8 protein-coding genes are annotated in these 11605 nt (G+C 55.8%); all 8 read right to left on the reverse strand.

Going from position 1 to position 11605, the window contains the following annotated elements:
* Positions 1-221: 221 nt before the first annotated feature.
* The 8 genes from M0D68_RS00935 to M0D68_RS00970 all read right to left on the reverse strand — a co-directional run bounded on the left by M0D68_RS00935 (position 222) and on the right by M0D68_RS00970 (position 11591).
* Positions 222-3116 carry a DUF4838 domain-containing protein gene (locus tag M0D68_RS00935; RefSeq protein ID WP_266223541.1) on the reverse strand — a complete coding sequence of 965 codons (2895 nt, stop codon included), beginning with the start codon at positions 3114-3116 and terminating at the stop codon, positions 222-224.
* Positions 3117-3154: 38 nt separating this feature from the next.
* Positions 3155-3982: a glycosyltransferase family 2 protein gene (locus M0D68_RS00940; RefSeq protein WP_266223542.1), complete on the reverse strand. Its 828-nt coding sequence runs from the start codon at positions 3980-3982 to the stop codon at positions 3155-3157.
* 48 nt (positions 3983-4030) lie between these two features.
* On the reverse strand, positions 4031-5077 hold the full coding sequence (locus tag M0D68_RS00945; protein WP_323137183.1) for a glycosyltransferase family 1 protein: 1047 nt from the start codon (positions 5075-5077) through the stop codon (positions 4031-4033).
* Positions 5074-5916, reverse strand: a complete 843-nt coding sequence (locus M0D68_RS00950; protein ID WP_211700265.1) for a glycosyltransferase family 2 protein — start codon at positions 5914-5916, stop codon at positions 5074-5076. Before M0D68_RS00950 ends, M0D68_RS00945 begins: the two co-directional genes overlap by 4 nt.
* Positions 5913-6986, reverse strand: a complete 1074-nt coding sequence (locus M0D68_RS00955) for a hypothetical protein (protein WP_266223544.1) — start codon at positions 6984-6986, stop codon at positions 5913-5915. Before M0D68_RS00955 ends, M0D68_RS00950 begins: the two co-directional genes overlap by 4 nt.
* 139 nt (positions 6987-7125) lie before the next feature.
* On the reverse strand, positions 7126-9366 hold the full coding sequence (locus tag M0D68_RS00960; RefSeq protein WP_266223545.1) for a polysaccharide biosynthesis tyrosine autokinase: 2241 nt from the start codon (positions 9364-9366) through the stop codon (positions 7126-7128).
* Positions 9363-10496: a polysaccharide biosynthesis/export family protein gene (locus M0D68_RS00965; protein ID WP_211700262.1), complete on the reverse strand. Its 1134-nt coding sequence runs from the start codon at positions 10494-10496 to the stop codon at positions 9363-9365. The genes M0D68_RS00960 and M0D68_RS00965 overlap by 4 nt, the downstream gene beginning before the upstream one ends.
* 657 nt (positions 10497-11153) lie before the next feature.
* Positions 11154-11591, reverse strand: a complete 438-nt coding sequence (locus tag M0D68_RS00970; RefSeq protein WP_266223946.1) for a low molecular weight phosphotyrosine protein phosphatase — start codon at positions 11589-11591, stop codon at positions 11154-11156.
* Between the last annotated feature and the right edge of the window lie 14 nt (positions 11592-11605).

Here is an 11605-nt window from a genome sequence, read left to right on the forward strand (position 1 = left end):
CTTTATCGAGCGCTCTTGTGCATCGCACCGTAAAAGCAAGAAGTACGCCCACATGAATTGATTTTTATATTCGAAGCATCTGCGATCTTTCCGCTGAATGAGGAGCAAATCAACGATCGAATCGGGTAATTTGGCTCAATTCTCGCGGTGATCAGAACTTGTTACGCCGCCGCATTACGTAACGCCACGTTACGCAATGCGACACACCCTCACGAGCCGGCTCATTTCAGAGTTGAGCCGTGACGCACCACAAAAAAACGGTCGACCAATAGCTGATCATCGGCATCAAGTCGATCGGCCTGCACATAAGCGCCTTGGTCGTGATTTGTGCCGTAGGAAAATGGCCCCCCAGGCACAAGGACGACCTGGTACCTGGCGCCGCTGAGCGCTTCAGATGAGACTTCGGTAAAGCAGTCCATTGGCGGGAAAGAACCGACCCGGGCCCCGCCAGGGTGATCTGTCTTTCCGCTGGCGTGCACGCGCAGCACCACGTACAAATCCCAAGCTGCCGTGCGCGGCAGATTGTCGAATTTGAATTGCACGGCCCAGTTAAACGAATTCCCTTTTATCAGAACCGCCGCTCCATCACTGGCCGAAGCATCAGCGACAATATGTGCGCCGCCGTAAAGGTTCAAATCGACATCCTGAAAGTCTTGCCAGTCTGCCTGAGACAGATTCACGACCTCAGCAGGCGGCTTGGCAGGCCACCGCTCGATAGCGAGTAATTCCTCCAACGCAGCCATATCGGCGCCCTGGCGAAACATCCTGACATGCGCTGCCTTGAGAGACGCCTCGAATCGCTGCAGACGTGTGGCGTGATTGACTTGCCATGAACTTCCGGTAGGCAGCACGTTGTACTCGTTTCGACGCACCAGAATGACGTAATCAAGTGGAATTCTCGCTTGTCGTACACGTGCCGTAAGCACACTGTCCTCCGACACCGCGCGTTCAGCTTGCGCCAAAAGCTTGTCCGCTGATGCGACAAAATCGCGCGAATACATCGCCATTCCGACTGGAGTCTGCTCTCCCAACAGATCGCCGCTTCTCGCGAGCGTGGCGTGCATCAGGTTGATATAGGCGACGACGTACGGAGATGCCGCGCCGAAATAGTTATCACAGTATTCTGCGACTAGCGCGCGGACATCCTGATCCGGGTTCCAAAGGAGCCGCGCCATCATCCAGACGCGCAAACTGGCGAATTCGGCGCCGGGCGTATTCCAGCTTCCTTCTGCGAAGTAGCCGGATACGTGCTTCAAAGCCGCGAGCCACTGTATGCTCTCGCCGATTGGATAAATGTTCGGCGTAGGCTGAATGAAGCCGCCGAAGTTGGTGATGTGGTCCCAAACGAACATGTGCGGCGCAATGGCATTCCAACCTGCCAAAGCTTTTCCTAATGCCTCGTTACGACCCGTATCCAACGGTGTACTGTAGTCCACCTGAATGGTCATCGGGTACACCAGGACATAGTCCGGCATAGTCATCCCGACCGGCGGTGCAAACCCCCAGTGATAGGCATTGAAGGCCAATCTGGCGCCGGGCATGACTTCGCGTACTTGTGCCGCCACGTCCGTCACCATATCGAGCAGCGGCGCGGACGGACTTCCGCCGTGCTTTTCTGCAAAGGCACGGCTCGCCGCATCCATGTCCCAGCCCCAATCCATATCGTGGATGCCGAACCAGACCTTGGTGTAATCAGGCAGGCGCCGCAAGCGTGCAATGACGTTTCCGGCAAGGATGCGGCGCACCGCCGGATCCATCATCGCAATCTGCCCTCCCGCATACCATTCTGGATGATCCTTGGCATAGACCTGCCTGGGGAGCAGGTCCCAGAACGACGCGTCGCCGTCTTTTGCCAGCCAGCTATGGTCCCAGTTATCGAGAGCCGCTGGAGACGCCGAGAACGACGGACCGTGCGACTCCCCGTTCAACAGATTGTGGGCACGAAAAGCCCGGTCCTGTCCTTCGTTACTCAGAATTTCCCGGTAAGCAAACCGCGGCACATGGCGCTCGTTAAGCGCCGGAATGCTTAGCGTTGCACGCAAGGGTACGTATGTCGCGTCTGGTGCGAGCCATTTGACGCCGAGAACCCGATCAAGCAACCAGTTGACACCATACATCGTTCCACGCGACGTTAATCCCTCAACAACCAGATTTGGCCCTGACGTGCAGAATATGAACCCGTCCTGGCCGAGCGCATTCCGATCGGCATTCCGGCATAGTGCCGTTGCCAATCGATTGCCGCTGCCGACAACCAGCAATGGACCAGACTGCGGTGCATCGTCGGTCGATATCGGCGCAACGTCCGCACCGGTGATCTGTTTTAAATAGTCTGCAAGTTCAGTCGCGGCGTGTAGGGTCATAGCGTCGGCTGACGTGCCTACATGCACGTGATATCGGGCAATGCCATGCTCAGCCAGCAAAAGTCGCGCCGCGGGTGTACCTGCAGATTTGACTATTGCTGCCAGCCGGGAATTTCGCTCTGCCTCCGGCAACGCAGGCGGAAACAACGTCGCGTGCAGCCGTACACTCTGGAGATCATCAGCACCGGTGACAGGTTCATCGGTCGGCGTCACGCTCACGTCGCTAAATTCCGCTACGCCTGACGTCCCCTGCATCTTTCGCAAATAGATCAACATCTGACTCGCTTGCGACGGCGCAGCCAGAACAGCGTCATATGTCTGCCAGACACCTTCCCGGCCTTGGGCGACGACAGCCGCCGCCTCCGTTCCCCACGGTTGTACGATGCGCTCATTACCGCGCCAACGCTTGTCGACATTGTCTCCGCGAAAGCTAATCTGGACAAACGCGGCGCCAACCGGTGCGTTAACCGTACGGATAGCTAACCGAACATGGTAATGCCGCCCTGCCTCTATCGCGATTCGGTCCTGCGCAGCAAAACCTGAAGATAGCCGCAATGCCATACCGGTGCCGTGCGGAACGATGTTGGAGGTATCACCCCACCAACCAGAACGACCTGCAGAAAAATCTCCATTCACCAACAAAGACGGTACCGCCGCGTAGCCGACGACTGGAAATACGACAAACCATGTGCCAATCAGCAGCGTGACCGCTCGCCACAGCCCAGCTTCAATGAACGCGCAAGCGTGCCAATTCATCCCGGCTATCGACCTCTGACGACGTACGCTCGTTACCGTCATTTACCGAGACCGTTGACACCAGGAGGAAACGTCAAGGGCACGCGAAACTTGTTACGGAACCGAAGCAAGCTCTTCAGGTGACTGCGGCTCGCCCGATCGATCAATTTCCCGGCGGATTGCCGCTGATGTTCGTGTACAAGGCGAGCACCAGGCACGCACACCACCCGATAGCCGGCGTGCCAGATACGTGCGCACAGATCGACATCTTCCATGTACAGGAAGTATGCCTCGTCCATTCCACTCAACTCCTCGAAGATATGGCGCCGTACGACAAAGCCTGTTCCCATGACCCACTCTGCGTCGAAGGGAACACCGGGTGTCCACGCATCCATCATCAGATGTTGGGTAAGACGCTTGCGCAGCAGATTCGACCTACCCAGCGAAGTACGCCGCCCAACAATGTCGAGCAAGCTATAAAAACGTCTTGCCGAATATTGACGCGAGCCATCCGGATTGGTGAGATCGAGACCAACCAGTCCGATCGCCGGATCGGCTTCAAGCGTATCCAGCGCCTTCTCAAGGCTACAGTCAACAAAGTAGGTATCAGGATTTAGTACCAGCACACATTCGCGAGTTCCGGCTACCATTCCCAAATTGACGCCGGCCCCAAAACCGCGGTTCATCGACGCCCGGATGAGACGGACGCCGGACGGCAATTCAGCACGCAGTCGCAAATACGAATCGTCTGGTGAAGCATTTTCGACAACGACAATATCTTCTGGAAGCGCGACCTCGAGCGCGAGAATGGAACTCACGCAATTGATCGCCATATCAGGCGTTCTAAAGTTGACTATAACGACGTTGAGATCATTTTTGCGGTTCATATTTTCCCCGGAATTTCTAGTAATCGAACCTGTTCCAATCTGCAGTCTTCACGCTGCTAGACATACGTCTTCCACGACACTCCAATGATCGGCAGCCGCCCGGTCCCAGCTAAAACGCGCGGCCCGTTCAACGCCGGCTTCAATCAACTCCTGCCGGAGCGTGAAAGCTTCGGCAAGGCGGTTCATTCCTGTTCGAATATCGCTCACATTCCATGGATTGACGATAAGTGCCGCGCGGCCCGCTATTTCGGGCATGGCAGAGGTGCTAGAAGTCAATACCGGAACGCGAGAAGCCATTGCTTCCACGATCGGCAATCCGAATCCTTCGTAAAGCGACACGAACGCGACAAACAATGCCCCGCGGTACAGCCGTGGCATGTGTCCATCGGGCACTTCTCCGGCGAAACGCACGAGGTTTCCTACGCCTTGCTTCTCGGCTAGCGCGGCTAGTTTAGAATCCGGATTTCCAGTCAACAGCAAATGAATCCCTTTCCCTGGCAGAGTAGATTGCGCGTAAGCGGCGAGCAGTCGATCGATGTTCTTGTAACCGCGTCGGTTACCCGGATAAAGTACATATGGGTAATCGATATCTAAGGTCTCATCGTTGAGCGCATAAGCCGGATCTACACCGTTCAGGACGACGTGCACACGATCTGACTCGATACCAGACCAGGTGAGGAACTCACTGCGCGTATATTCGGAAACACAGACGATTGCCGTGCAGCGCCGATACATACCGCGGAAAAGAAGATCGTAATAAGCACGATGCAATTTCGAATAGAAGTGCAAATGCGTCAGATCGTGCACCGTGACAACCGAAGGATGACGGCCCCACGCGGGCGGCACGAATCCTGGGCTCCAGAACGCACCAGGCCGATCCTTTCCTGCGAGCGCCGCTGAAATCGACAGCGGAGACAATGGACTACCGATTTTGCCGTCGACACCCAGCCTCTCCACCCGCACGCTCCGTGGCGCACGTTGAAGACACGCCGTCATTACGTTGCCAATGCCGGTCTGTGCGGGCCAGCGAAGATCCGCGTACACGGTGTACTCGGTTCCTGAGGGTTGTCTCGTAGTCGCATCGGACACATTCATCCCCTGTCGGACCAGCCAAGCACGCGCTGACTAGTCGCTATCCAGTAATAGCGGGAACGGGCAAAATCTCCCTTGAGCAGGGACAGCACACATCCCAGCATCGGTCGAGCGAGTAGGTAGAGGACAAAATGCCACGGGTAGCCGTTGAGTCCCAGCACACGGCCAAAGCCCCGGTTATAGAGACGCCCCCGTGCAAATGCTCTTTCGTCAAACTGCTGTAACGGCTCCGGATGCGATATACGAAGCGCCGGGTCGTAACGAACCGCGGCGCCGACACGCAACGCCCCCAGAAGAAAATTGACTTCCTCCCCCGCGCCCCAACGAGAGCCCGAACCCACACCCAACTGCTCATCGAATCCGTCCGCAGCTCGCACAGCGGTAGTCCGCAAGAAGATCGTGTAGGAGGTTGCGCTGGTCCAAACGTTATAGCGATTGATCAAATGAGGATTGGTGGACCATCGCCCTTGCGACAACCGACCGTGGCCGTCCACGCTACAGCCCGTGAGTCCCGCGAGTGAGGGATCCCGGCTCAACTGCCCAGTCACGAATGACAGCACCTCTGGTGCGTACCAGCAGTCGTCGTCTGGGAAAGCGACCACGTCGCCGCGCACTGCACGTAGCCCCACGTTGCGCGCGCGCGACAATCCCTTCTCCGACCGCAAATAGACAATCTCCATCCGATTGCTATAGCGATTGACCACTGCTTTCACTCGATCGTCATCGTTCTGATCGACCACAATAAGTTCAAAGTCTTTGCAAACTTGCGACGCCAGCGACGCAAACAGTCGCTCGACTTCAGCACTTCTTCCGAGGGTGGCCATGATCAACGAGAATTTCATATCGCCTTCCTGTTGAAACGATACTGGCGTGCAGCGTGCACTCGCGCACGTGGTAACCGTTGCTGCTTCCGGGTGACCTTGGGGGGATTAGCTCCACGTCCCCAGGACACCAGATAGCCGCAAAACAAATAGACCATTTCGCTTTGATGCATGGGGTTGATCAGCGACCACGCGGCAATCGGAGATAAACACAACATGGTCCGCCAACCAAGTCCCACACCGCAAAAGAACACTAACCACACCATCACCCCGGGAACGCCTGCAATCAGCATTAAATCCAGTGGCGAACAAAAAACGGAGTTGGTTCCCGCACCAAGTCCTTTAACGCTAATCGCTGACGTAGCAAAGTAACCTTCAACGAAGCCGAAGCCATAGCCCAGCCAGTCCTTCGCAACCAGACCAATACTGATGACGAAAGCCAGGCCGCGCTCTTCCTCCAGCCTGACTCTCAGCATGTCGCCTGACAGTTCCTTCTTGAAGCGGTAGTAGTAAAGGGCAGCACCGGCGCACAACGCAATGATCTTCAAATAGGTGCGACCCTTGATTTGAGTCATTAAAACAATGCCGCACGGAATCAACACTGTCTTCGATTCGCTAAGCAGCGCCACCACTGCACCCAGCCCAAGAAACCAGGCAGCGTCGGACGCTTTCTTCTCAGACTGTAAGAACAGCACAAAACTTGTGCAAAAAAAGAAGGTTGCCAACCAGTTTCGTTCCTTAAACGACCCATGCAGTGCGTCCTGCATAAAATCCACTGCCTGATAAAGCACAGGTACGTTCAGCTTTTGGAGCGCTACCTGGAACAGCAAAAAACCGAACAATGTCCAATAACCTAAGGGCAAGCGGTGGCTCACGTAATGCCGTCCAAATGATCGGCCGATCAGATAGAAAGCCGGATAGATCACCACAAACTTGACTATTTGCTCGATCGGCTTGATGCGTTCATAACCGCTGAAACCTGTGAGCAACAGCGCCACTGCGATAAACAGTGCAAACGGCAGAACTTCACGCGCCCGCACATAGACGGACTTATTGATAAGCAGCAGCATCAGAACAGCGAGTGCCCACATCTGATTGATTCGGGCAGGCCCCACCTGGACAAACTCCATCGACAGAAACAGGAGTCCCGTGAGGAAATATAAATCGACCCACCGAGGCGAAGTGCGTATGGCGCCCCCTCGCGCCTCGCGCCTCTGGCCGTTGATTGCGCTAGCGGCTTTCATAAGCGTAGTAGCTCGCGTTGTAGCTGCCGTAACCCAAGCGGCTTTGGGGAACGTCCGTGAGCACAACGCCTCGTACCTGTACATCAGCGTTACGCATGCGCCGAGCCGTCTCCGCAATTTCGCTCGACGTTTGCTGCCCGTGACGTATCGCTAGCAATGTCGTTCCGGCGTGACGCGCGATGACGGCCGCATCCGTTACAGCAAGTACCGGAGGCGTGTCGATAATCACCGCGTCGTACTTCGACGCGAATTCATCAAGCAGCGACTTCAGCCGCGAGCCCATTAGCAATTCAGCTGGGTTCGGCAGGATCGATCCTCTAGCCAGAAAATCGAGGCCGGGCAGTACATCGTGATGAATCAACGCCTCACATGCACCGTTCGAGAGCGAATCGGAAAATCCAGGAACAACCCCGGTGCCCAAGCAAGTGTGAATACTTCCGCGCCTGAGATCCGCATCGATCAACAGAATTCGCTTGCCACCGGCCGCCAGAACTGCTGCGAGATTGGTCGCGAGAAATGATTTGCCGACGTTGGGGCGTGAGCCTGTAATAAGGATGATGTTGTTGACGGCATCGAACGCACCGAAGTACAAAGCGGTTTGCAAGCTGCGAATTGCTTCGATAGCGATGTCGTCCTGCGCAGACACGGCCAGTAGTAATTTCCCCGTGCGCCCCTTGCTAAGCTGCCGCTCAATTGCCATTTGCCGACTGCTGTGCGGGACAACCGAGTAAACCGGCGTGCCAAGGATCTGTTCTATCTGATCCGAGTGCTCGATACGTATCTGTAGCGACCGGCGGACGAAAGGCACCGCGATGCCCATTACGATGCCAAGAATCAGCGATATGCCCGCCACGATCAACTTCTTCGGCCTGACCGGTCGATCCGGATGCATTGCCCAGTCCACTACTCTGACGTTTCCAACCTCTCCGGCTTCGATCACGCTCAATTGCTGTGAGCTGTTGAGCAAATTGGTATAAAGCTCCGTATTCACCCGGACATCACGAAGTAACCTGAGTGCTTCCTGTTCTGTATTTGGTAGGCTCTCAACACGACCAGAAAGTGTTTTCTGTTCTGCGACGAGCGCCGCGATATTGCCAGTGAGCGCCACCACGGTAGGGTGATCGTCTGAAAAGCGCTGCTGCAGTTCGTTGCGCTTCTGCTCGAGTTCCATCTGCTTCGATTTCAGATCCACCAGTTGACCGAGCAACAACTTGCTCTCCTCGCTCAGGTCAACGGTGCCCTTCCGATTGCGAAATGCGTTGTATAGATCCTCGGACCCCTCAAGTTTTGACTTTAAGGCCGGAAGCTGTTTCCCAAGAAAATCCAGCGTCGCCTGAGCCTCGTCTCTTTTTCTTGTAACGTTCTGATCGACATAGTTAGACCCTATGCTATTGACGATGCGAGTAACCTTATCGCTGTCGTCACCGTCGAGAGTCACGCTGATAACGCCTGACTGCTTGGATTTTTCCTCTACGACAAGATCATTCTGCAGTCGGGAAATTGTTTCGAGCAACCTTGAGCGTTTGACAGTGAAGCGGGTTCCCGCATTTGCGATGAGGCTATCAACGAGTATGGTTGCCTGCTGGCCATCCACTAGCGCGACACTGGGCTGGCCTGACACCCCGCGTGCAATTACCTGCCCATCTTCGTCCTGCAACTCGAAGGCGTGACGGACGCCGACCACCAACGTGTAAGTCGTGTCATAAGGCAAGTCAAAACGGCTGATGTCAATATGTTCGCCTCCCCAGGCAAACCGGCTCAGTCCGAACCAAGGCACCACGAGTGTTCCGGGCTTTGCGAGACGCGAGATAAATTGCCCAATCACTGGAAAATAGTTCGGCTTGGCCGCGATATCCAAGTGCTGCGCCTGCACCGTCCTCTGAATCACAAGACGAGACATGACGAGTTCGATCTCCGCGGCCGCAGTTGCGGTCGTATCGAACAGCGATGCCAGTTCGCCCAGCGGCTCTTTTGCGCTGGCAGCCGGATCCTCTACCTGAATCATCGCGTCAGCTCGATACACCGGTGTTGCCAGAAACGCGTAGGTCAAACCGAGTGCAAAGATGATGGCAGCGATCTTGACGGTCAACTTCCAGTTCTGAAGCAAGACCGAGACATATTCGGACAAAGAGGGTTCGGCTTGCGAAGGCACATCGTCATACTGTTGACGATCGCGCAATCCGAACGCTGTGCCGCGAGCCTGATCGGGATTGAATAAATTGTTCATTTCGCGACAATCGCCCCGGTCAGACCTGCGTTAATGGCGGGCAATAGCAAACTAAGTACGCGATTGAGGCGCACGAGGCCATTGCCGTCGATGTAAACCACGTCCTTGGGCATCAACTGAAACTGATTGGCGAGCACCATCGCAATCGGAGATTCAGCGTCCAGGTGGTAGATCTCCGGCGTCTGCGGCGTCGAAGCGCGGATCACGAAGACCTGGTGTGCGTCTGCGCTGTTGTTGTTCAGGCTTCCCGCTTGTGATAAAGCGTCGCTCAGCGTCAGACTCCCGTCACGCAACGGCGTAGCGAAGATCGGCTTGTTCACTTCGCCCATTACGTAAACACCGTTCTGATCACGGGAGGTGACGCGCAGCACGTCGCCGTCTTTCAGCACGATCTGCGACCCACTGATTTTTTGATCCAGCATCGAGGTCATATCGATCGAGTAGGACTTCCCGCCGCGGATCAATACCAGCCGGCTTTGATCGGCCGTTGCCTGGAGGCCGCCAGCGCGATTAATCGCTTCGTAGAGCGTCATCGGCACGTCGTTGATCGGCTGTACGCCCGGAGTGCGCACTTCGCCCTCGATATACACTTGCTTGCTGCGGAATGAGGCAAGCCGGACAGTGATCTGTGGATTCTTGAAATAGGTCAGCGACGCGGCCAATTCCTTTTGCACCTGGTCCGCAGTCTTTCCCGCCACTTTCAATTGGCCCACGTAGGGAAACTGAACATCTCCGTTACTATTCACGACAAAACCCGCAGGCGGATCAGCGGGCCGCTGAGCCGAACCGTTCTGCCCGGAACCAGATTCGGCGGAGGCCAGCTCCGGATGGTCCCATACGGTAATTTGAAGGACGTCGCCCGGACCGATTGCGTAGGGTGCGGACTTGTTATCAAGCAGAGCAGCAATATCCTGACTTTCCGCTCGCGCAGGATTGTTGCGACGTTGCTGGAGTAACGAAAGGTTGATCTCCTGGATCGGTACGTTCAGTTCCAAAGGCACATTGCCCTTGCTGCCACCCGAAATAGGTAAGGCCGCGCTACTTGACATACGCATCCCAGGTGCAACCATGCATCCTGACAGGCCTGTCAGTAAAACTGCCGTCAAGATTGACCAGATAGTACGTTTCATACTTGAAGCCCTCGAATTTTCCGTTTTTGTGTTTTGGTCTCGTTCCTGCTGCCCTTCTCCGACGCTCAATGTCCTGCGTACTTTCAGGCCGTCAATGCTTGCGTCCCATCAAACCGCCAGTCAGTGCCGATAAACTTTGGTGACACTCGCCCCGCACACCTTTCGATCACCAGGGTGACCTATATACCGCCGCCCCTCCGGCCGGCGATATATAGGGATTCGTCACGACATCGTGTGATGCCAGATCTGTATTCGTTAGCGCCGTGCCGCTTGTCAACGGCAACGTGTGAACTACCGAAGTCCTGTTTGCTGCGCTCGACGTGACACCCCGCCCCGTTCCTTTCGCAAACAACACTTCAGTTGGCGTAGTGGGCTCTTCCGTCAGCGACAACGCTGGCGTCGCGGAATCGTCGGCCGGCCCGCCCAATTGCTCGAGATAGCCACTATCCAGATCCGATGGCGCACCCAGCAACTTCCTTTCCGCTGTGGGCACCTTCAACTTCGATCCGTTAACTCCACTGCTGCTTGCTGTCTTTTCATTGCGACCAGGAAAACTCGGCGACTTTGCATTGGCGGGCGGCACTGTGACTGCCGCGAGCAGTAGGATGGCCATGCACACATGCACGATCCCTGCGCTGCACCGGATTGCCGTTCCGCCTAGCCGCATTTGCGTATTCCTGGAATCCAGTTGTCGATCCCGACTTCGATTTGTGCGAACGACTCTTCATAAGCGGCCCGTGGATGAAGATATGGATCCGTAATATCGAAGTCATCGTGCTCGCCGAGCCGGTATACCTTGCCTCGTGTGAAGGGATAAGCACACTCGATCCTGCTGCGCTGATCCAGCGTCATAGTCAGAATCAGGTGTGCTGCTTTTGCGTGAGTCAACGTCAACAATGTCGTCAAATGCGCACTAAGGTCGTAGCCTCGTTCAAGCATCAACTGTGCAGTGGCGCGGTCGGCCGGACGCCCCGGCCGCGCGCGCAGACCCGCCGACATGATGGTTTTGTCGGGCAATCTGTTCGCCAGAATCATCTCCGCCATGGGGCTCCGGCACATGTTGGCTTCGCAAACGATCAGTATTGTTTCGAGCATCACGCGCTTACCCG

This window comes from Paraburkholderia sp. SEWSISQ10-3 4 (assembly GCF_030464785.1).
Classification (GTDB): domain Bacteria; phylum Pseudomonadota; class Gammaproteobacteria; order Burkholderiales; family Burkholderiaceae; genus Paraburkholderia; species Paraburkholderia aspalathi.

Coding starts and splice junctions, on each gene's coding strand:
- M0D68_RS00935 (WP_266223541.1), bottom strand. CDS start 3,116: ATGAATTGGCACGCTTGCGCGTTCATTGAAGCTGGGCTGTGGCGAGCG.
- M0D68_RS00940 (WP_266223542.1), bottom strand. CDS start 3,982: ATGAACCGCAAAAATGATCTCAACGTCGTTATAGTCAACTTTAGAACG.
- M0D68_RS00945 (WP_323137183.1), bottom strand. CDS start 5,077: ATGAATGTGTCCGATGCGACTACGAGACAACCCTCAGGAACCGAGTAC.
- M0D68_RS00950 (WP_211700265.1), bottom strand. CDS start 5,916: ATGAAATTCTCGTTGATCATGGCCACCCTCGGAAGAAGTGCTGAAGTC.
- M0D68_RS00955 (WP_266223544.1), bottom strand. CDS start 6,986: ATGTGGGCACTCGCTGTTCTGATGCTGCTGCTTATCAATAAGTCCGTC.
- M0D68_RS00960 (WP_266223545.1), bottom strand. CDS start 9,366: ATGAACAATTTATTCAATCCCGATCAGGCTCGCGGCACAGCGTTCGGA.
- M0D68_RS00965 (WP_211700262.1), bottom strand. CDS start 10,496: ATGAAACGTACTATCTGGTCAATCTTGACGGCAGTTTTACTGACAGGC.
- M0D68_RS00970 (WP_266223946.1), bottom strand. CDS start 11,591: ATGCTCGAAACAATACTGATCGTTTGCGAAGCCAACATGTGCCGGAGC.